The sequence below is a fragment of the Zhihengliuella sp. genome, from assembly GCF_031178195.1.
Taxonomy (GTDB): domain Bacteria; phylum Actinomycetota; class Actinomycetes; order Actinomycetales; family Micrococcaceae; genus Zhihengliuella.
In genome coordinates this window covers 103,665-125,170 of sequence record NZ_JAPSJL010000008.1, presented here as the reverse complement: position 1 = coordinate 125,170, position 21,506 = coordinate 103,665, and the positions used below count along the sequence as shown (strand labels likewise).

Genomic DNA, 21,506 nt, shown 5'->3' with positions numbered 1-21,506 from the left:
ACGGCTTAGGGTTGACGTAGGCAGAAACGGCCCTGCCCGCCGCGCTGAGCGCCGCGGGCGGGGCGTCCCATCCCCTCGACGCTCCCGTGTCGAGACTCGTACCAGGAAGGTTCACCCCGAGTGGCCACTGAAGCAGCAGAGTCGATCCGCAACGTCATCATCGTGGGCTCCGGTCCGGCCGGATACACGGCCGCCATCTACACCGCGCGCGCCAATCTGGAGCCGCTGGTCATCGCCGGCTCCGTGACCGCCGGTGGCGATCTCATGAACACGACCGATGTCGAGAACTTCCCCGGGTTCCCCGAGGGCGTCATGGGCCCCGACCTCATGGAGAACATGCGCCAGCAGGCCGACCGGTTCGGTGCGGAGATCCAGTACGAGGACGTCGCGAGCCTGGAGCTGGCAGCTCCCATCAAGACCGTCACGCTGGCCAGCGGAAAGGTCTATAAGGCGCGCGCGATCATCGTGTCGACCGGCTCGGCCTACCGTGAGCTGGGCCTCCCGGGCGAGAAGGAGCTCTCCGGCCACGGGATCTCCTGGTGCGCGACGTGCGACGGGTTCTTCTTCCGCGACCAGGAGATCGCCGTCGTCGGTGGTGGCGACTCTGCCATGGAGGAGGCCCTCTTCCTCACGAAGTTCGCCGCGAAGGTCACCGTCATCCACCGTCGCGACGCGCTCCGCGCGTCCAAGACGATGGCGGACCGTGCGCTCCAGCACCCCAAGATCGACTTCATCTGGAACAGCGCGGTGGAGGGCTTCGACGGCGACGGAAAGCTCACGGGCGTGAAGGTGCGGAACCTCGTCGATGGGACGACGACCGATCTGCCCGTCACCGGTCTGTTCGTCGCCATCGGCTCGGATCCGCGGGTCGATCTGGTCCGGGACCAGCTGGACCTCACGGAGGACGGGAACATCGCCGTTCAGGGCCGCACCTCCAAGACGAGCCTTCCCGGCGTCTTCGCCGCGGGCGACGTCATCGACTCGACCTACCGTCAGGCCATCACGGCCGCCGGCTCGGGCTGCGCTGCCGCCGTCGACGTCGAGCACTACCTCGGCAACCTGGGCGTCTCGCACGATCTGGGCGCCGAAGACGAGGCAGACGCATCCGCGACCGCCTCCCTCTGATTCTCCGAAGCCCACACCGAAAGGGGTACAGAATGAGCACTGCCAAAGATGTCACCGAGGCCACCTTCCAGGCGGACGTGCTGGACAACAGCAAGCCCGTCATCGTCGACTTCTGGGCTGAGTGGTGCGGTCCCTGCCGCATGCTCTCCCCCATCCTCGACCAGATCGCCGAGGAACACGCCGAGAAGGTCGACGTGGTGAAGGTCAACGTGGACGAGAACCCGGGTATCGCGGCCAAGTACGGCATCACCTCCATCCCGGCGGTGTACGTCTTCAAGGGCGGCGAGCACGTCGCCAGCTCTGTCGGCGCGAAGCCCAAGCAGGTCATCGAGCAGGAGTTCGCCGACTACCTGTAGAGAGTTCTGTGAAGCAGCGGTGGGCGGCAATCCCGAGAAGGGATTGCCGCCCACCGTCTTTTAAGCCCCATACGGGACCGCCGAACGAACTTGCTCCGATTCACAACCTAGTTCGTTTGGTAACGCACCGTTCGGCCCGCAACACCCTGGCCGAACCCGCGTGAGGACGGCATGGCGGTGGTGTCCAGACGTTCGACCTACTACTGGTCCGCTTCGGGCGCGATGAGTCCCATGATGCGATTGAGGTCATCCACACTCGCGAACTCGATGGCGACCTTGCCCTTCTTGGCGCCGAGCGTGATCTTGACGTTGGTATCCAGTCGATCGGACAGTGACGTCGCCAGATAGTCGAGGCGCTCGTGGCGGGCATTGGACCGCGGCCTGGAGGCCTTGCGCTTCTGCTCTACCCCGTCACTCATCGCGACGATCTCCTCGGTGGCCCGCACCGAGAGTCCCTCGGCCACAATCCGCTGCGCCAGCCGCTCCACCTCGGCCGGGTCCGTCAGCGCGAGGAGGGCGCGCGCATGACCCTGGCTCAACACGCCGGCAGCCACGCGTCGCTGCACCAGGGGCGGCAGCTTCATGAGGCGGATAGTGTTCGAGATCTGCGGCCGAGAACGCCCGATGCGCGCCGAGAGCTCCTCCTGCGTGCACCCGAATTCCTCCAGTAGCTGCTGGTAGGCGGCAGCTTCCTCCAGGGGGTTGAGCTGCGAACGGTGCAGGTTCTCGAGGAGGGCGTCGCGTAGGAGATCCTCGTTGGTTGTCTGCCGGACGATCGCCGGAATGGTGTCGAGCCCAGCCTCCTGCGTGGCACGCCACCGGCGTTCACCCATGACCAGCTCGTACTGCTCCGCTCCGTCCTCTGGAGAGGGGCGCACCACGATCGGCTGGAGCAGGCCGACCTCCCTGATCGAGTGCACCAGCTCGGCCATATCGTCCTCGTCGAAGACCTGGCGGGGCTGTTTGCGATTCGGGTGGATGCTGGAGACCGGGATCTCCGCGAAGGAAGCTCCGGGTACGGGGACTAGCGTTTCACGTGAAACCTCGCTGACGTCGTCGCCCAGCTCCTCGGCGACCGCATCGGGCGCTACATTCTGCACCGGGTCCGCTTCAGGGGCCGACGACGCCGACCGCGCACGGGCCTGTCCGATCACGTCCGGCATGGCGGGACGCTTTCCGGAGGCCTTGCCGGTGGACTTCTTGCTCGGTGGGGACGCCTCGACTCCAGGCGCTGCGGCCGGCCCCGGGGTGAAAAACATATCGACGGGCCGAGCCCTGCGGCGGCCATTCTGGGATGTCTTGGGGTCTCCCGCGGCCGGGGTCCCGCCGGGGTTCTTTGAGTCCTTCTGAGGGGCCTTCAGGGCTTTCTCAGCGGGCTTGGCCCGCAGAGCCGTCGATTCGCCGACGATGACATCGGTACTCTCGGCCTTCGGCTCGCCGGCACGCGACGTCGACAGGGCAACCCCTGTGTCCTCGCCCTCCTGGTCGGCCGGAGGCGTGCTCGAGATCAACGCTCCCAAACCCCGTCCTAGACCCCGTCGCTTCTCAGTCATTCAACTCCCTCTCGAAGTGCACCACCGCGGGCGGAAAGTCCGCCCCAGCCCTTCGCCTAGTTTACTGGCCCGCGAGTCGAACCTGTGGACATACCGGTCCCCTATCCAGGGGCGCAGGGCGCCGCGGCCGAGCACGAAGCGGCGCGGCACCGGCCCGGCCGCTGGTTTCACGTGAAACGCTGGTGATCGCATCGCGTATCGGCCTGGTTGCCGACTCGTAGACGCCGCGCCCCGTCGGAGTTCCTGGGAGGCCGCTGGCGCGATGATCGGGGTAGCGAGCTGTGGTCTCGTCGGTGCGCCCCGGTATGGATGTGTGCGATGAGCGGCTGCGGGTTCCGTTCTCGCGCGGCCGATCATGAGGCATCGATCGTTTCACGTGAAACGACGGTCTGCGAGGAAGCAGGTCTTGATACTCCCTCGAAGCGTTCGCGCGAGCTTGAGGTACAGCCAGTCTGTGTTCGGTGACTGCCTCGATGGTGTGCTCGAGGCGTTCGGCTCCCGGTGGGACTCCATCCCCTTGGTGCCTTCTACCCCATTCGCTGGGCAACGACCTACGACCGCCGCGTCGGTGTCCAGCTCGGCATCTCTCGTTTCACGTGAAACACGCGCAAGGGGCCGACCGGAGCAGATTCCAGCCACCGGTGACAGGTACTCCATTCAGTACGGGTCGTCGGCGCACGACGGCCCACCACGCACAGTTCATTTAAGGAGCGATGCAGCCCGAAGCCCCAGTGCGTACCAATGAATGTCGCTCCGGTGTTCGCCCCCTCCCCCCGACCCTCATCCGGTCGCTCACCCCCAGTGAATCGCTACGAGATCGACTTGGTTCTCACAGGGCGCAACCTACAGAGCACACTTCCGGCGTGCATGCTCAGCGAGTGGGGACTTGACGTGTCTGCTTGCCGCGCGGTACCTGGCTCGCTAGGCTCAGCCACTCTGGCTTTCGCCCAGCGACAGTTGTCAATTCACGTCTCGTCTGCTTCTTCGCGGACGAGGTGCCGTCCCGTGTTCCCTCGGCGGAGGCACGCTCCCAGGCGCCTTCCGATGCGCCCCTAGCGCCAGCACACCGCCTCCCGTACTTGGTCAAACCGGAGCGATCCCCGCATCCACCGTGCGTCAGTCCCCCGGCCACATCAACCGCGCCCGCACTCGCCGAACTCATCTCATACGTCCCCAGCGAGAATCGGTTCCACGTGAAACACCTCCAGCGCCTCATCGCGAGCGTCAGAGGCACCATCCAACGGTGATGGTAGAGCTCGGCCGAGAAGTCACAGGACCGGCACATCAAAGCGAAACGGACCCAATGGCGAACATCTCCCCCGCTGCCTCTGAGTACGAGCTCGCGCATCCTCGGTCCGGGCCGCAATCTCAGGGGGCGAAGCTCTCCCAGCCCCGCGACCGGCGCTGTCGGAGCGCTCTGTCAGCCAGGCGAGACCGGGACGACAACAGCGATTCCCGATCCCGACCCGGTGTTGGGCCGCTGGCCGCGGACTCAATCCGGATCCGACCGAGTTCGCAGACGCCGGGTCCGCAGTGCCCGCCCTCGACCCACCCCTGCGCGGTCGACTCAGACCGATTTCTGACGGTCGTCCTCCGCGTTCTCCCCGGAGAAGATGTCGTTTCACGTGAAACGACGCTACGTCTCCATAGGCTCTCTCGAAGCAACTCGCATTGCGTCGGAGGCGAGCAGCTCGCCGCTTCCGCCCTGACCGTGGCCGTGCCACTGGTTCCGTGCAGAGTCAGTGGGTTGGTTTGGGGCTCCCCAGGTGCGGCCCTCACGTCCCGCGACCGGGCCGATAGGCCGGGCGGATCAGGCCCTTCAGCACGCAGCCGCAAGCCCGTAGACAAGCTACGGACGTCTCGCACATCATTAGACTGCTCAGAGGGCGGCGCCGCAGGAGGAGCAGGTGCGCGTCCCGAGGCATCGTTTCACGTGAAACGCATTCCTTGAAGGGCAGCACCGGGGAACTCCCGTAAAGACGCAGTGATCCCACACGACGCCTTCTACACCGGCGCCCACGAGAGATGCGCGTGCATTTCAGGGTGACAGCTAGCGCTCACGAGCTGCTCTCCGTTTCACGTGAAACGACCTACGGAACAGGGCGCAGGGGGCAGACTCTCCACGCTTCTGACCTACAGCCCACGACAAGGCCCGCCAGGCACGATGCCGGGCGGGCCTTGACCAAGCCTCTACGGCTAGGCCGTAACGCCCCGATCAGCGATCTCAGCCGCGGCCTCCATGTAGGAAAGTGCACCCGTCGAGCTCTTGTCGTAGGTGATGACCGTCTGCTGGTAGCTGGGCGCCTCCGAGATGCGCACGCTGCGCGGGATCACGGCCTCGAGCACCTCGTTCGGGAAGTGCTCACGCACCTCCTGCGCAACCTGTGCCGCCAAGTTGGTACGGCCGTCGTACATCGTCAGCAGGATGGTGGAGACCACCAGTTCGCCATTGAGATGCTTCTGGATCATCTCGATGTTCTTCAGCAGCTGGCTCAGTCCCTCGAGTGCGTAGTACTCGCACTGGATGGGGATGAGGACCTCACGAGCGGCGACGAACGCATTCACCGTGAGCAGTCCCAGACTCGGTGGACAATCGATGAACACGTAGTCGAGCCGCGGCATGCCCTGCTTCTCGCGGTACTTGGCGTACTCGTCCAGTGCGCGGCGCAGACGCTGCTCGCGTGCGACGAGGGAGACCAGTTCGATCTCGGCACCTGCCAGGTGAATGGTCGCTGGAGCCACGCAGAGCGTCTCGAAGTCGGGGCACGGGGCGATGACCTCTTCGAGCGGGACGTCGTTGATCAGAACGTCGTAGATGCTCTCCACCTCGGCATGGTGCTCGATGCCAAGAGCCGTCGAAGCATTGCCCTGAGGGTCGATATCAACCACGAGGACGTTCAAACCGGCCTGAGCGAGCGCAGCCGCGACGTTAACCGTCGTCGTCGTCTTGCCGACGCCACCCTTCTGATTGCTGATGGTGAAGAAGCGGGTCCGATCCGGCTCTGGCAACGCACGACCCTTGAGGCGCTCGCGCCGCTTGCTCTCGTTGAGCAGCTGGCTGGCTAGCGGGGTGCTGTCATCCATGGTGTCCATCTTGTTCCGAACTCGAGACTCTTCCAGAAGGGGTTCACTTCCGTGTGCGGCGTACGCGGACGCGCATACAGACTATCGGTTCAGGCCGCGCCCACCGGGACACGGACGACCGTGGTCGGCTCGTCCAGAACGGCCGCACCCGTCGTCAGCACCTCGGCGTCGCGACCGCCGAGTCTGCGGATGACCTTCGCGGCCTTCTCGATTTCCTCGGCGGCGCTGCGACCCTTGAGTGCCAGGAGTTCTCCCCGGCCACCGAGCAGCGGGATAGTGAGACCGGCCAGCTTCGCCAGGGCCGACACGGCGCGCGCGGTCACGACGTCGACCTCGACGTCGTCGAAGAACTGCTCCGAGCGGCCCCGCAGGACTCTCACGTTCGAGAGACCGAGGTCATCGATGACTTCGTTGAGCCAGATGCACCGGCGCTCCAACGGCTCGATCAGTGTGATGTCGAGGTCGGGGCGGGCCAAGGCGAAGGTCAGACCTGGAAGACCGGCACCGCTGCCGACGTCCGCCACGGTGGCGTCCGGAGCGATGAGCTCAGTGACGACCGCGCAGTTCAGCACATGCCGTCCCCACAGCCGTGGCACCTCACGGGGCCCGAGGAGGCCGCGCTCGATACCGGACGTCGCCAGATGCTCCACGTACCGCTCCGCCAGCTCCAGCCGGTCGCCGAAGACGGTCTGGGCCGCAACGCGCTCGGCGTCCGTCGGCGTGAAATTCTCAACCACTCGTGTTTCCTTCCAGCCGGTCTCCGCGCGGGAACTCGTCGCTCCCCCGCTGCATGCGGGCACGCGGCCCGTGGGCGTGCTCGTTCCGACGCGACGTCGGTGCTACGCCTCGACCGAGACGACGACGTGACGCCCCGGCCCCTCGCCATCGGACGCGCTCTGCAGGCCCAGATCCGCAACGACGTCGTGCACGATCTTCCGCTCGTAGGCCGACATCGGCTCGAGCGCCACCTCCTCGCCGGAGTCCTTCGCCTGGGCCACGGCGTTCTCCGCCAGCTTGGTCAGCTCGGCGGTCCGGCCGCGGCGGTAGCCGAGGATGTCCAGCACGAGCCGCGAGCGGTTCCCCGTGGTGGTGAGCACCGCGAGCCGCACGAGCTCCTGCAGGGCCTCGAGCCCCTCGCCGTTGCGGCCGAGCAGCTCCCGGAGGGCCGACTCGTCGCCGTCCTCCTGGACGATCGAGATGTAGGTGCGTCCGCTGCGGATCTCGATGTCGATATCGCCGTCGATGTCGGCGATGTCGAGCAGCTCCTCGAGGTAGTCCGCCGCGACGTCGCCCTCCTCCTCGAGACGCGAGCCGCTCGACTCCTCGTCGGGCAGGACTTCCTGGGCCTCGGTCATGGCTACTTCTTCCTACGGTTCTTGCGCTGCGGCTGCGCGCGCTGGCCCTTGGCCTCGATGGCGACGGCCCGTGCCTGGGCCGCCTCGGCCTCGTCTTTGCGCTTCTGCCCGATGGGCGGCAGGCCCTTGGCGGCCCGGCGCTCGTTGAGCTCGCGCTCGGCCTGGGAACCGGGCGTCGGGTTGCGCCGGATGATGTAGTACTGCTGGGCGAGCGTCCACACGTTGGTGGCGGTCCAGTAGATGAGGACGCCGATCGGGAAGTTGATGCCACCGATGCCGAAGACGAGCGGCAGGATGTAGAGCATCATCTTCTGCTGCTGCATGAAGGGGCCTTCGAGGGCCTCCTTGGTCATGTTCTTCGTCATGATCTGGCGCTGCGTGATGAACTGCGACGCCACCATGGCGATGATCATGACGACCGACAGGACGATGACCTGGACCTGCGGCGACCCGGAGTTGAAGGTGCCCAGGAAGGTCTCGGAGAGGCCCGCACCGAAGATCGAGGAGACGGCGAAGTTGTGCGTCTGCTCCGCCGTGAGAGCACCGATGCCCTCGCCGGCATCGGAGGCGACGTGCGCGTTGTTCAGCACCGTGAACAGCGCGAAGAAGAACGGCATCTGGATCAGCAGCGGCAGGCACGACGAGAGCGGGTTCGTCTTGTGCTTCTTGAACAGCTCGCGCTGCTCGGCGATCATCGCCTGCTGCGAGAGCTGGTCCTTCTTGCCCTTGTACTTGGCCTGCAGCTTGCGCAGCTCCGGCTGGAGCGCCTGCATGGCCCGCTGGGCCTTGATCTGCTTGACGAAGACCGGAATGAGCGCGGACCGGATGACGATCACCAGGAGCACGATCGACAGCGCCCAGTTCCAGCCCGACTGCGGGTCCAGACCCAGGAAGCCCAAGCCCTCGTGGCAGACACGCAGGACCCAGGAAACGGCCATACGGAACGGCCACAGGATCGTGTCGAAGAATCCCATTACTCTCAAGCTCCTCGTGCCGCGCTCGCGGCGTCATCTTCATCGTCGGCGGGAATCGGTGGATGATTCAACACCATGATCTTGGGGGTGCGGCCCTCCGGCCAAATCCGGCGGCCGGGCGGCACGTGGTCGATCCCGCCGTGGCTGAAGGGGTTGCACCGGCCGATGCGTCGCACCGCCAGGTACAGTCCGCGCACCGCTCCATGGACCGTCACGGCCTCCAGAGCATAGGCGGAGCAGCTGGGGAAGTACTTGCAGACGTCGCCGTAGACCGGGGAGATCACGGCGCGGTAGGCCTTGAGCAGGCCGATCAGCGCCAGACGCGGCAGGTCCAGCAGCAGTGCCAGCGGTCCGGGCCGAGGGGGACCGGGGACGACGGCGTCGGCCGGCCCACGGTCCTTACTCATCTGCTGCCCGCTCATGTCGAGCTCTCCCTCCGGCCCCGGTGTGGGACGCCCGCTGGGCAGCGGACTTCACGCCGGAGCGCAGGGCCGCGCGCACGCCGTCGCGGAGCTCGGCCCAACCGGCGTCGGCCGCTGCGGGCAGGGCGCGTACCACGACGTCGTAGCCGTCAGGGTACTCGTGCAGGAGCTCGGCCGCGATGGCGCGCAGCCTCCGCTTGACGAGGTTGCGGGTGACCGCGTTCCCCACCGCCTTGGAGACGATGAAGCCGAACCGCGTGGCGCCCTCGTGACGGTGTGCATATAGCACGACGTTCCGGCGCCCAGAGCGGGCGCCGGAACGTACGGTGGTGGAGAAGTCTCGCGCGGTGCGCACGCGGTGAACCTTCGGCAACATGTCTGTCGACCTGTCCGGTTCTATCGGTGCGCCGGCGAGGACTGCTCGGATTTAGGCAGCGAGGTCGCTGCGGCCCTTGCCACGGCGGGCGGCCAGGATGGCGCGGCCGGCACGGGTGCGCATACGAAGACGGAAGCCGTGCTTCTTGGCACGACGGCGGTTATTCGGCTGAAAAGTCCGCTTGCTCACAGTAGTAACTCCAAGACGATCATTTGATGCGCCTTAACCCGTTGCTACAGGGGGGAAGAACAGGCTGACGCTCGTATTCGGTGCCGACTTCTCGGGCTCCCCTGCCCCGTCGGCCGGGCGGATGGTCCGGGTTCCCCCGGTCCTCCCCGCTGCGAGCGTGGGCATGAGAATCCACCAAAAGCGGACACACAGGACTAAACAACGATAGGGGACGCCGCGCCGGCCCGTCAAATGGACCCGCCGGTGAGCGCCGTGGGGGACCCCGGCGTCTCCCTCAGCCGCGCCTCTGACCGACGGGGGGCAGCCATGAGAACCGCCCAGAGCGAGAGTCCCTGGGGGCGCTCCACAATGTGTGGATCCGAAGTCCACAGGTGTGGACGGCGCGCCGTTGTCCACAGCCTGTCCACACCGCCTGTGGATTCTGTGGATCACGCCTCCGCCACCGGAATGACACGCGTGTAAGTAGGTAGGAGCGGACGGCCGACGCAGCCGCAGCTCACCTCAAGAGTTATCCACGGCTGTGAATAAGACTGTGGATATCGACTACAGTGGGTGCTCCGGCCCGAGCACCACCAGTGCCGGGAGGACGCCCCCGGTGGCGCCTCGCCAGCTCGACGTACTTCTTCGAAGGGAACTCAGGCACGTGACTTCGGACGCCTCCAACGATCTCGGCTCTCAGTGGCGCCAGGTCGTCTACCTCATGGAGCAGAACGACCGGGTCAGCCCACGCCAGCGGGCGTTCGTGACCTTCGCCCAGCCGCAGGGGCTGATCGACACCACCCTTCTGGTCGCCGTGCCGGACGACCTCACCCGCGATGTACTCCAGACGCAGCTCTCGGAGCCGCTCTCCAGCGCTCTGCAGCAGGTCTTCGAGGCCGATATCCGCTGCGCGTTCAGCGTCGACTCCTCGCTGCGCGAGCAGCGGGACCCGGACCCGGAGCCGGTCCGCGCCGCAGTGGCGAGCACCGAAAACCAGCCGGAGGAGAATCGCGGCATCGCCAACGCGGCGGACCAGAACCGGGTGCTGCAGAACGTCGCGGAGTACCGCGCCGAGGGCTCACGGCCCCGGACGGGTCCGACCCCCATGCCGACGCCGCCGTCGAACTCCCAGGAGATGGGGCGGCTGAACCCCAAGTACATCTTCGACACGTTCGTCATCGGAGCCTCCAACCGGTTCGCCCATGCCGCGGCCGCGGCCGTGGCCGAGGGGCCGGCCAAGGCCTACAATCCGCTGTTCATCTACGGCGACTCCGGACTGGGCAAGACGCACCTGCTGCACGCGATCGGCCACTACGCCCGGCACTTGTTCAACGGGATCCGCGTCCGCTACGTGAACTCGGAGGAGTTCACCAACGACTTCATCAACTCCATCCGTGACGACGAGGGAACGAGCTTCAAGCAGACGTACCGCAACGTCGACATCCTGCTGATCGACGACATCCAGTTCCTGGCGAACAAGGATGCGACCCAGGAGGAGTTCTTCCACACGTTCAATGCGTTGTACAACGACACCAAGCAGGTGGTCATCACTTCCGACCTGCCCCCGAAGCAGCTCGCCGGGTTCGAGGACCGCATGCGCTCGCGGTTCGAGTGGGGCCTGATCACGGACATCCAGCCGCCGGAGCTGGAGACGCGCATCGCGATCCTCCGCAAGAAGGCGGAGGCGGAGGGGTTGCGCGCGCCCGACGACGTGATGGAGTACATCGCGTCGAAGATCTCGACCAATATCCGCGAGCTCGAGGGCGCGCTGATCCGTGTGACGGCCTTCGCCTCCCTCAACAACCAGGCCGTGGACATGGCCCTGGCCGAGACCGTGCTCAAGGACCTCATCACCGACGAGGACGCACAGGAGATCACACCGCAGGCGATCATCGCCCAGACCGCCGAGTACTTCAGCCTCACGATCGAGGAGCTCAACAGCAAGTCGCGCACACGAACCCTGGTCACGGCACGGCAGATCGCGATGTACCTGCTCCGCGAGCTCACGGACATGTCGCTGCCGAAGATCGGCGCCGTGCTGGGCGGCCGCGATCACACCACGGTCATCCACGCCGACCGCAAGATCCGCGAGCTCATGGCCGAGCGGCGCTCCGTGTTCAACCAGGTCACGGAGCTGACGAACCGCATCAAGCAGCAGCAGCGCCGCGGCTGACACGACGAAAACCACAGCTGTGGACAACTCTGTGGACAGTTAAGTGGACCGGGGCCCGTAGCTGCGGATAACTACAGGGTCACCTGTGGAGGCCGGAAAACACGCGGATCCCTGTCCACCGGCCCTCCCTGTCGACGGGTCCGCGAGCCCACAGCTTGTGAACAGCCTTAAAGCCCGCGACGCCGCAGGGGAGGATGGTTATCCACAGTTTCCACACCGGTTATTAACACTCCTATCCCTTGAATGAAGACCTCCAGATAACAAGTCCCCGATCCCGGACACCCGCCCTCCGAGCCACGGAACGACCACTCCGGGACGGAGCTGGAGCGCGTATCTTTCGCTTCGCCCTTCGGGCTAAGCTTGCACGCGTAGTTCGATGTCGGTGGCTGTGAAAGGCGGAGCGTTCAGTGAAGTTCAGTGTTGAGAGAGACGTCCTGGCCGAGGCTGTCTCTTGGACTGCTCGTTCCCTGTCGCAGCGTCCGCCCTCCCCTGTCCTCGCCGGCATCCTGATGACGGCCGGCAACGGCACCGTCACCCTCGCCGGATTCGACTACGAGGTCTCCGCCCGCATCGAGATCGCAGCGGACGTCGAGGAGGAGGGGACCACCCTCGTCTCGGGCAAGCTCCTCGCCGAGATCACCCGCAGCCTCCCCCAGGCCCGGGCGACCCTCGAGACCGAGGGGTCCAAGGTCAACGTCTCCTGCGGACGCAGCCGCTTCCATGTGCCGACCATGCCTGTCGAGGAATACCCAGATCTCCCGGCCCTGCCCGAGGTCGCAGGGATTGTCGACGGGGAGGCCTTCGCCTCCGCCATCAGCCAGGTCGTCGTCGCCGCCTCGAAGGACGACACCCTCCCGGTGCTCACCGGCGTCAAGATGGAGATCGAGGACGACCTCATCACGTTCCTCGCCACCGACCGGTACCGACTGGCGATGCGCGAGGTCAGCTGGCGTCCCCTCACCCCGGGCATCTCCACCTCGGCCTTGGTCAAGGCGAAGACCCTCAACGAGGTCGCCCGCACCCTGGCCAGCGGAGGCGAGCTGAAGCTCGCCCTGGCCGCGAACGGCGATCTCATCGGCTTCGAGAGCGGCAGCCGGCGCACCACTTCGCTGCTGGTCGACGGCGACTACCCCAAGATCCGCTCGCTGTTCCCCGAGAACACGCCGATCCATGCCACCGTGAGCACATCGTCGCTCGTCGAGGTCGTGCGCCGCGTGTCCGTGGTCGCCGAGCGCAACACCCCGGTCCGGCTCGCCTTCACGCAGGGCCAGGTCTCCCTCGACGCCGGCACGGGCGAGGACGCCAAGGCCGAGGAGACCATCGAGGCCCACCTGGACGGCGAGGACATCACGGTCGCGTTCAACCCCGCCTACCTCAGCGAGGGCCTCAACGCCTTCAACAGCGAGTTCGTGCGGTTCTCCTTCACCTCCGCTCCCAAGCCGGCCATGATCACGGCGCAGGACTCGCTCGAGGGCGAGGACTCCGACGCCTACCGGTACCTCGTCATGCCGGTGCGTCTGCCGAACGACTGATCCGCAGCGACACCGCGTGTACATCTCACACCTGTCGCTGACGGACTTCCGGAGCTACCCGCACCTGGACCTCGAGCTCGCACCCGGGACCACGGTCCTGGTCGGGGCCAACGGCGTCGGCAAGACCAACATCGCCGAGGCCGTCGGGTATCTCGCCACACTCGGCTCCCACCGCGTCACGGCGGATGCCTCCCTGCTACGTTTCGGTGCCGAGCGCGCGATCGTCCGAGCGCAGGTCGTCCGGAACAATCAGGCGACGGCCCTCGAGCTCGAGATCACCAGCGGCCGGTCGAACCGGGCCCGGATCAACCGCTCCAATCCGGTGCGTGCCCGCGACATCCTCGGGATCCTGCGCACGGTCCTCTTCGCCCCGGAGGACCTCGCGCTCGTCAAAGGCGATCCGTCGCACCGGAGGCGTTTCCTCGACGATCTGCTGGTCGTCCTGCAGCCCCATCAGGCCGCGACGCGCAGTGACTACGAGCGGGTGCTCAAGCAGCGCAACGCGCTCCTGAAATCCGCCCGCGCGGCCGGGCGGCTGACCAGCCAGCACGAGGCGACCCTCGACGTGTGGGACCACCATCTGGCCCAGGCCGGCGCCCGGGTCCTGCGCGGCCGGTTCGACGTCCTCTCCCGGATCGCCGCCCCGCTGGGCTCGGCCTATGCCTCGCTCACCGACGGCAGCAAGGCGGTCTCCGCCACGTACCGCTCCACCATGGTCCAGGACCTCGAGGACGACGACGAGGTCCCCGGCACCGGCCCGGTCTCCGAGTCCCAGCCCGGCCAGGACTCAGTGGACGGCCTGCTCGGTTTGGGCGCCGACGAGCTCGAGGAACGCCTCCGGCAGAGCCTCGCCTCGAAGCGACCGCGCGAGGTCGAACGCGGTATGACGCTGGTCGGCCCGCACCGCGACGACCTGCTGCTCACCCTCGGCGAGGCCCCGGCGAAGGGCTTCGCGTCCCACGGCGAGACGTGGTCGCTGGCCCTCTCCCTCCGCCTCGCCTCGTACCAGGCCATGCTCGACGACGATCCCCGGCCTGGTGCCGGGCCCGTCCTGATCCTGGACGACGTCTTCGCGGAGCTCGACGCGTCCCGCCGCGCCCGCCTCGCCGCTGTGGTGACGGGCGCCGAGCAGGTCATCGTGACCGCGGCCGTCGACGCCGACGTCCCCGAGGGCCTCGGCGGACGCGTCCTGCGCGTGACGCCGGGCGCCGTCGTGCAGGAGGGCACCGGGCCGGAGCCAGCCCCACCGGAGATCCGGCCCTCCGCCGGCGACGCGGCGGAGGGGATGGACCAGGGGAGCGCTCTGCCAGAGCGCTCGGGCCCGGCCGACGCGGAGCCGACCGTGCGTGAGCCGGGGGACGGAGCAGGCCGATGAACCGCGACCGCGACGAGCCGGAGCACAGCCGGACCGGCGACGGCCCCGCCGGGCAGGCCCCCACCGAGGTGGGACCGGACCGTGGACAGACCTTCGACGCCGCGCACGCGACCCTGAATCGCATGCGGATGATGGCCGAGAGCCGCGGAGAGACGCGGATCGACGCCCAGCGGGCCGCGGCGATCGCCGAACGCCAGGCGGAGGCCCGGGCCAAGCGCGCGAAGCGCACCCAGTCCGCCATGTACGACGACGGCCGCGACCCCCAGGAGCTGGGCTCGGTCCTGGGCCGACTCGTCCGGAACCGCGGGTGGACCTCGCCGGTCGCCGTCGGATCGGTCATGTCGCGGTGGGCCGAGCTGGTCGGCCCCCAGGTCGCCTCGCATTGCCGACCCGAGAGCTTCGAGGGCACCACCGTGGTGGTCCGCTGCGACTCCAGCAGCTGGGCGACCCAGATGCGGCTCCTCAGCCACAGCATCCTGAAGTCGTTCGACGAGAAGCTCGGTCCCGGCATCGTCACCCGGATCGAGGTGCTGGGGCCGCTGGCGCCGAGCTGGCGGAAGGGCCGGCGGACTGTCGAGGGCCGCGGTCCGCGCGACACCTACGGGTAGCCCGCTCCATTCCGTTCGGCGCATATGGAAGCATTGGCCGCCAGGAGCGCAGGGGGTGCCTGTCAGTACCGGGACACCCGCAGGGGGTCTCGGAGCGTTCTGGGGGCACTTTTTGCCCTTTCAGGCCATACAGGTGATCCAAACGGCACCGAAAACGCGGGTCAGGCGGTAGAATCCATGGGTAAGCTTCCCTACACCCGAGGAGTCTGCAGCGCCTGTGGATACTGAGCACAACCAGTCGACCGAACCGACGGAGGACGCGCCAGGGGGAGCCGCGTCCGGCGCGGAGGCAGCTGGGGAGTACCCGAACGCCAATACGCCCGCGGAGAAGAGCGGGCGCGTCACCAACGACTACGGGGCCAGTGCCATCACGGTGCTCGAGGGGCTCGAGGCTGTCCGCAAGCGCCCCGGCATGTACATCGGCTCGACCGGCATGCGCGGCCTGCACCACCTCGTCTACGAGGTCGTCGACAACTCCGTCGACGAGGCCATGGCCGGGCACTGCGACCACATCAAGGTCACCCTGCAGCAGGACGGCGGCGTCCGCGTCGAGGACAACGGACGCGGCATCCCGGTGGACATCCACCCGACCGAGGGCAAGCCGACCGTCGAGGTCGTCATGACCATCCTGCACGCCGGCGGCAAGTTCGGCGGCGGCGGCTACGCGGTCTCCGGCGGCCTGCACGGCGTGGGCATCTCGGTCGTCAACGCGCTCTCGCGGCTCGTGAAGACCGAGGTCCGCCGCCAGGGCAGCGTCTGGCGAATGTCCTTCGCCGACGGCGGCGTGCCGCAGGGCCCGCTCGAGCAGGGCGAGGCGACGGACGCGACCGGCACCACCCAGACGTTCTACGCGGACCCGGCGATCTTCGAGAGCACGGAGTTCGACTTCGAGACGCTCCGCGCACGCTTCCAGCAGATGGCGTTCCTGAACAAGGGCCTGCGCATCACGCTCACCGACGAGCGCACGCTCGCGGACACGGACGACGACGTCACGGACCCCGACGGTTCCGGCGAGGGCGCGGACGGCGAGGCGGCGGCCGAGGAGCGCGCGCCGAAGCACCGCGTCGTGGACTACCTCTACAAGGACGGTCTGCTCGACTACGTGAAGTACCTCAACGCCTCCAAGAAGGTCGAGATGGTCCACCCGGACGTCATCGCCTTCGAGACGGAGGACACCGAGCGCATGATCTCGGTGGAGATCGCCATGCAGTGGACCACCGCCTACTCGGAGTCGGTCCACACCTACGCCAACGCGATCAACACTCATGAGGGCGGCACGCACGAGGAGGGCTTCCGTGCCGCGCTGACGTCGCTGGTCAACCGCTATGCGCGCGACAAGGGCCTGCTCAAGGAGAAGGACGAGAACCTCACGGGCGACGACATCCGCGAGGGGCTCACCGCCGTCATCTCGGTCAAGCTCGGCGAGCCGCAGTTCGAGGGCCAGACCAAGACGAAGCTGGGCAACTCCCTGGCCAAGGGATTCGTCCAGGGCGTCGTCAACGAGGAGCTCGGCGACTGGCTGGAGCGCAACCCGAACACGGCGCGCGACATCGTCCGCAAGGGGCTGCTGGCGGCCCAGGCCCGCCTGGCCGCCCGCAAGGCCCGCGACACGGCCCGCCGCAAGTCCCCGCTGGAGACGTTCGGCATGCCCGGCAAGCTCTCCGACTGCTCCTCCAAGAACCCGGCGGAGTGCGAGGTCTACATCGTCGAGGGCGACTCCGCCGGCGGCTCCGCCAAGCGCGGCCGCGACCCGCGGACCCAGGCCATCCTGCCGCTGCGGGGCAAGATCCTGAACGTGGAGCGGGCCCGTCTGGACCGGGCGCTGGGCAACACGGAGGTCCAGTCGATGATCACGGCCTTCGGGACCGGCATCGGCGAGGAGTTCGACCTGGCCAAGCTGCGGTACCACAAGATCGTCCTCATGGCCGACGCCGACGTCGACGGCCAGCACATCACCACGCTGCTGCTGACGCTGCTCTTCCGCTACATGCGCCCGCTGATCGAGCACGGCTACGTGTTCCTCGCGATGCCGCCGCTGTACCGGATCAAGTGGTCCAATGCCCCGCACGACTACGTCTTCACCGACGCCGAGCGCGACGCCAGGCTCCGCGAGGGACAGGCCGCCAACAAGCGACTGCCCAAGGACAACGGCATCCAGCGTTACAAGGGCCTCGGCGAGATGGACTACGCGGAGCTGTGGGACACCACCATGGACCCGGCCCACCGCACGCTGCAGCAGGTCACCATGGAGGACGCGGCCGCAGCGGACCAGATCTTCTCCGTCCTGATGGGCGAGGACGTCGAGTCCCGCCGCAACTTCATCCAGCAGAACGCCAAGGACGTGCGCTTCCTGGACATCTGATCCGGAACCCCACATCAGATCCAGTTCTGCGCGGATGCGCAATCTACTTAGAGGAATTGCTCGATGAGTGACGAGACCCCCGAAAACCTGCCCGGAGACCTGAACGAGGACGGTGAGCAGACCGGCGCCGTCGTGGCGCCCGCCCCCGTGACCGAGGCCGAGATGGACCGCATCGAACCGGTCGACCTGCAGACCGAGATGCAGCGGTCCTACCTGGACTACGCGATGGCCGTGATCGTCGGCCGCGCGCTGCCGGACGTGCGCGACGGCCTCAAGCCCGTGCACCGGCGCGTGCTGTACGCGATGTTCGACGGCGGGTACCGCCCCGAGCGCTCCTACAACAAGTGCGCGCGCGTGGTCGGCGAGGTCATGGGCCAGTACCACCCCCACGGCGACACCGCGATCTACGACGCCCTGGTCCGCCTGATCCAGGACTGGGTCATGCGCTACCCGCTGGCCCTCGGGCAGGGCAACTTCGGCTCCCCCGGCAACGACGGCGCCGCAGCCCAGCGGTACACCGAGACCAAGATGGCCCCGCTGGCCATGGAGATGGTGCGCGATATCGACGAGGAGACCGTCGATATGCAGCCCAACTACGACGGCAAGAACCTCGAGCCGACGATCCTCCCGGCCCGCTTTCCGAACCTGCTGGTCAACGGCTCCTCGGGCATCGCCGTCGGCATGGCCACGAACATCCCGCCGCACAACCTCCGCGAGGTCGCCGACGGCGTCCAGTGGTACCTGAAGAACCCGGAGGCCTCCCGCGAGGAGCTGCTGGAGGAGTTGATCCGGCGGGTCAAGGGCCCCGACTTCCCGACCGGCGCCACGATCCTCGGCCACAAGGGCATCGAGGACGCCTACCGCACCGGCCGCGGCTCCGTCACCATGCGCGCCGTGGTCAGCGTGGAGGAGCTCCAGGGGCGCACCTGCCTGGTCATCACCGAGCTCCCGTACCAGGCCAATCCGGACAACCTCGCGATCAAGATCGCCGAGCTGGTCAAGGACGGCAAGATCGCCGGCATCGCCGACCTCCGCGACGAGACGTCCGGCCGCACCGGCCAGCGGCTCGTGGTGGTGCTCAAGCGCGACGCCGTCGCCAAGGTGGTGCTGAACAACCTCTACAAGCACACCGACCTGCAGACCAACTTCTCGGCGAACATGCTCGCGATCGTCGACGGGGTGCCGCGGACGCTCTCCCTCGACGCGTTCATCCGGCACTGGGTGGCGCACCAGGTGGAGGTCATCGTCCGGCGCACCAAGTACCGGCTGCGCAAGGCCGAGGAGCGCGCGCACATCCTGCGCGGCCTGCTCAAGGCGCTCGACGCGCTCGACGAGGTCATCGCGCTCATCCGCCGCTCCCCGACCGCGGACGACGCCCGCGAGGGCCTGCGCGAGCTCCTGGGGCTGGACGATCTGCAGGCACAGGCCATCCTCGACATGCAGCTGCGGCGTCTCGCCGCGCTCGAGCGGCAGAAGATTCAGGACGAGCACGCCGAGCTGGAGCTGAAGATCGCGGACTTCAAGTCGATCATCGAGGATCCGGCCCGCCAGCGCTCGATCATCTCCGAGGAGCTCGCCGAGATCTCCGAGAAGTACGGCGACGACCGCCGGACCAAGATCCTCATGGGCTACGACGGCGACATGTCCATGGAGGACCTGATCCCCGAGGAGGAGATGGTCGTCACCATCACCCGCGGCGGCTACGTCAAGCGCACCCGGATCGACCAGTACCGTTCTCAGAACCGCGGCGGCAAGGGTATCAAGGGTGCCAATCTGCGCGGCGACGACGTCGTCGAGCACTTCTTCGTCACCACCACGCACAACTGGCTGCTGTTCTTCACGAACCACGGCCGCGTGTACCGGGCGAAGGGCTACGAGCTCGCCGAGGGGGGCCGTGACGCCAAGGGCCAGCACGTGGCCAACCTGATGGCGTTCCAGCCGGACGAGACGATCGCCCAGGTCATGGAGCTGAAGTCCTACGAGCAGGCCCCGTACCTGGTCCTGGCCACCAAGCGCGGTCTGATCAAGAAGACGCGCCTGGCGGACTACGACACCAACCGCTCCAACGGCCTCATCGCGATCAACCTGCGCGACGGCGACGAGTTGGTCGCGGCCCGCCTGATCTCCGAGACGGACGACCTGATGCTCGTCTCCCGGAAGGGCCAGTCCCTGCGCTTCACCGCGACCGACGAGGCGCTGCGCCCCATGGGCCGCAACACCTCCGGCGTCACTGGCATGAAGTTCCGCGAGGAGGACGAGCTGCTCAACGCCGACGTCGTCACCGACGACTCGTTCTCGCTCGTGATCACCGAGGGCGGGTACGCCAAGCGCACGCGCATGGACGAGTACCGTGTCCAGGGCCGCGGCGGACTCGGCATCAAGGTCTCCAAGCAGGCCGACGAGCGCGGCAACCTGGTCGGCGCCGTCGTCGTGAACGAGGACGACGAGGTGCTGGTGGTCATGGAGAGCGGCAAGGTCGTCCGCTCCCGGGTGGTCCAGATCCCGGCCAAGGGCCGCGACACCATGGGCGTCATCTTCGCGAAGCCGGACAAGAAGGACCGGATCATCGCCGTCGCACGGAACACCGAGCGTGGCCTCGCAGGAGTCCCCGGGGATGATGAAGTACCGTTGGACCCGGAATTAAACGACGACGCAGCGCAGAACGACGACGCCCCGCACGAGGCGCCGGAGGCCGCGGCAGACGCGGGCACGGCAGATGCGCCCGACTCCGCGAGCGAAGCACCAGAGATTGACGGAGGTAATGCGTGAGCACCCCCAACACTCCGCGCCCGGGCTCGCCCCGGCCCGAAGGTAGCCAGGCTCCACGCACGTCCGGAGAGCAGAAGTCGCCCAGCGGAGCCGCCGGCCAGCGTCTGGCCTCCGGGTCCAAGGAACCGGTAGCCGGCAAGAAGCCGGGGGCCGGCGAGGCGGCGCGCGGCGATGCCCAGCGCGCCTCCCAGCCGGGTGAGAAGCAGCGGCCGGAGTCCAGGCCGGCGTCGGGGAAGCCGACTCCGGGCCGGGCCCCCGCGGCGACCGGGGCGCCCGCGTCGGGCGCCGCGAAGTCCGCGGCCGGCAAGCCGGCCCCGCAGCGTCCGCAGCAGCAGACTGGTCAGCAGCGTCCGCAGCAGGCGACCGGTCAGCAGCGACCGGCCGGCCAGCGTCCCGCCGGTCAGCAGGGGGCGGGACAGCAGAAACTGGTGCGTCCGGCGCCCAAGGCGAAGGTTCGCAAGGCACGCCTGCTCGTGAGCCGCGTCGATCCCTGGTCCGTGCTGAAGCTGTCCTTCCTGCTCTCCGTGGCGCTCGGCATCGTGACTGTTGTCGCCGCCGTCGTGCTGTGGACGGTGCTGGACCTGACCGGCGTGTTCGACAGCGTCAACAGCCTGCTCACGGAGATCGCGGGTTCGGAGTCCGGCTTCAGCCTCGCTGACTTCGCCTCGCTGGGCCAGATCGCTGCTTTCGCCACGATCGTGGCCGTCGTGAACGTCGTCCTGATCACCGCGATCTCGACGCTCGCGGCCGTCCTCTACAACATCTCCTCCTCCCTCGTCGGCGGCATCGGCGTCACCCTGACCGACGACTGACCAGGCAGGACCGTGTCCCGCCGGTAACGTTCCCCACACCGGCGGGACACGATTTGTTGGACTGCAAATCCATGTTGTAAAGTTTTATCTCGGTCCAAGCGGCCATGGGGGCGTATAGCTCAGGCGGTTAGAGCGCTTCGCTGATAACGAAGAGGTCCCAGGTTCAAGTCCTGGTACGCCCACGCAATCCCACCGGTAGGAGAGGCCATGAGGCGGTTCATCGTTCTCGTCACAGCAGCAGCCGCCGGTGTTTTCGCGTTCAAGAAGTGGCGCGAATCGGAAGCCGAGAAGTCGGTCTGGGATCAGGCGACTGATCGCGTAGACTGACCCGCACGGGGGCATGGCGCAATTGGTAGCGCATCTGCTTTGCAAGCAGAGGGTTAGGGGTTCGAGTCCCCTTGCCTCCACCACTGGGAATCCCCGGTCCATCTGGACCGGGGATTCCGTCGTTCCCGGGCACCT

General features: G+C 67.3%; 18 protein-coding genes and 2 tRNA genes. 12 read left to right on the top strand and 8 right to left on the bottom strand.

From position 1 onward, the window contains the following. The first annotated feature begins 120 nt into the window (after positions 1-120). Positions 121-1,125 carry a thioredoxin-disulfide reductase gene (gene trxB, locus RIN46_RS11905; RefSeq protein ID WP_309081796.1) on the top strand — a complete coding sequence of 335 codons (1,005 nt, stop codon included), beginning with the start codon at positions 121-123 and terminating at the stop codon, positions 1,123-1,125. A gap of 32 nt (positions 1,126-1,157) precedes the next feature. Then, complete coding sequence (gene trxA / locus RIN46_RS11900) at positions 1,158-1,481, top strand: thioredoxin (RefSeq protein WP_309109467.1); 324 nt, start codon at positions 1,158-1,160, stop codon at positions 1,479-1,481. A gap of 200 nt (positions 1,482-1,681) precedes the next feature. Here trxA and RIN46_RS11895 read toward each other — a convergent pair whose 3' ends face one another. The 8 genes from RIN46_RS11895 to rpmH form a co-directional block, all read right to left on the bottom strand. Then, entirely contained in the window at positions 1,682-3,034 is a 1,353-nt protein-coding gene (locus RIN46_RS11895) for a ParB/RepB/Spo0J family partition protein (RefSeq protein WP_309081794.1), read from the bottom strand. A 2,196-nt stretch (positions 3,035-5,230) separates the two neighbouring features. After that, on the bottom strand, positions 5,231-6,127 hold the full coding sequence (locus tag RIN46_RS11890; RefSeq protein WP_309081793.1) for a ParA family protein: 897 nt from the start codon (positions 6,125-6,127) through the stop codon (positions 5,231-5,233). Between the two features lie 80 nt (positions 6,128-6,207). Further along, on the bottom strand, positions 6,208-6,855 hold the full coding sequence (rsmG, locus tag RIN46_RS11885) for a 16S rRNA (guanine(527)-N(7))-methyltransferase RsmG (protein ID WP_309081792.1): 648 nt from the start codon (positions 6,853-6,855) through the stop codon (positions 6,208-6,210). A 102-nt stretch (positions 6,856-6,957) separates the two neighbouring features. Continuing rightward, positions 6,958-7,473 (bottom strand): R3H domain-containing nucleic acid-binding protein, encoded by a 516-nt coding sequence (locus RIN46_RS11880; protein WP_309081791.1) that lies wholly within the window; start codon positions 7,471-7,473, stop codon positions 6,958-6,960. Positions 7,474-7,475: 2 nt separating this feature from the next. Next, complete coding sequence (gene yidC / locus RIN46_RS11875) at positions 7,476-8,447, bottom strand: membrane protein insertase YidC (protein WP_309081790.1); 972 nt, start codon at positions 8,445-8,447, stop codon at positions 7,476-7,478. Between the two features lie 5 nt (positions 8,448-8,452). Continuing rightward, positions 8,453-8,854 (bottom strand): membrane protein insertion efficiency factor YidD, encoded by a 402-nt coding sequence (gene yidD / locus RIN46_RS11870; RefSeq protein ID WP_309081789.1) that lies wholly within the window; start codon positions 8,852-8,854, stop codon positions 8,453-8,455. Continuing rightward, on the bottom strand, positions 8,847-9,245 hold the full coding sequence (gene rnpA / locus RIN46_RS11865; protein WP_309081788.1) for a ribonuclease P protein component: 399 nt from the start codon (positions 9,243-9,245) through the stop codon (positions 8,847-8,849). The genes yidD and rnpA overlap by 8 nt, the downstream gene beginning before the upstream one ends. A gap of 51 nt (positions 9,246-9,296) precedes the next feature. After that, positions 9,297-9,434: a 50S ribosomal protein L34 gene (gene rpmH, locus RIN46_RS11860; protein ID WP_309081787.1), complete on the bottom strand. Its 138-nt coding sequence runs from the start codon at positions 9,432-9,434 to the stop codon at positions 9,297-9,299. Positions 9,435-10,134: 700 nt separating this feature from the next. Here rpmH and dnaA point away from each other — a divergent pair. The 10 genes from dnaA to RIN46_RS11810 all read left to right on the top strand — a co-directional run bounded on the left by dnaA (position 10,135) and on the right by RIN46_RS11810 (position 21,454). Beyond that, positions 10,135-11,586 (top strand): chromosomal replication initiator protein DnaA, encoded by a 1,452-nt coding sequence (gene dnaA / locus RIN46_RS11855; protein WP_309081851.1) that lies wholly within the window; start codon positions 10,135-10,137, stop codon positions 11,584-11,586. Positions 11,587-11,993: 407 nt separating this feature from the next. Continuing rightward, positions 11,994-13,118: a DNA polymerase III subunit beta gene (gene dnaN, locus RIN46_RS11850; RefSeq protein WP_309081786.1), complete on the top strand. Its 1,125-nt coding sequence runs from the start codon at positions 11,994-11,996 to the stop codon at positions 13,116-13,118. A 16-nt stretch (positions 13,119-13,134) separates the two neighbouring features. Further along, entirely contained in the window at positions 13,135-14,493 is a 1,359-nt protein-coding gene (gene recF / locus RIN46_RS11845) for a DNA replication/repair protein RecF (RefSeq protein WP_309081785.1), read from the top strand. Beyond that, positions 14,490-15,101, top strand: coding sequence for a DciA family protein (locus RIN46_RS11840; protein WP_309081784.1), 612 nt, complete (start codon positions 14,490-14,492; stop codon positions 15,099-15,101). The genes recF and RIN46_RS11840 overlap by 4 nt, the downstream gene beginning before the upstream one ends. Before the next feature lie 367 nt (positions 15,102-15,468). Beyond that, the gene (gyrB, locus tag RIN46_RS11835) at positions 15,469-17,463 is read left to right on the top strand and encodes a DNA topoisomerase (ATP-hydrolyzing) subunit B (protein ID WP_375141886.1); all 1,995 of its coding nucleotides are present in this window, start codon (positions 15,469-15,471) and stop codon (positions 17,461-17,463) included. Between the two features lie 63 nt (positions 17,464-17,526). After that, positions 17,527-20,232, top strand: coding sequence for a DNA gyrase subunit A (gene gyrA, locus RIN46_RS11830; RefSeq protein WP_309081782.1), 2,706 nt, complete (start codon positions 17,527-17,529; stop codon positions 20,230-20,232). Further along, positions 20,229-21,044, top strand: a complete 816-nt coding sequence (locus tag RIN46_RS11825) for a DUF3566 domain-containing protein (protein WP_375141884.1) — start codon at positions 20,229-20,231, stop codon at positions 21,042-21,044. The genes gyrA and RIN46_RS11825 overlap by 4 nt, the downstream gene beginning before the upstream one ends. A 108-nt stretch (positions 21,045-21,152) precedes the next feature. Then, a tRNA-Ile gene (locus tag RIN46_RS11820) sits at positions 21,153-21,226 on the top strand. Between the two features lie 25 nt (positions 21,227-21,251). Next, positions 21,252-21,371, top strand: a complete 120-nt coding sequence (locus RIN46_RS11815) for a DLW-39 family protein (protein WP_309081781.1) — start codon at positions 21,252-21,254, stop codon at positions 21,369-21,371. Between the two features lie 7 nt (positions 21,372-21,378). Then, positions 21,379-21,454 (top strand) — tRNA-Ala (locus RIN46_RS11810). Positions 21,455-21,506 lie beyond the last annotated feature (52 nt).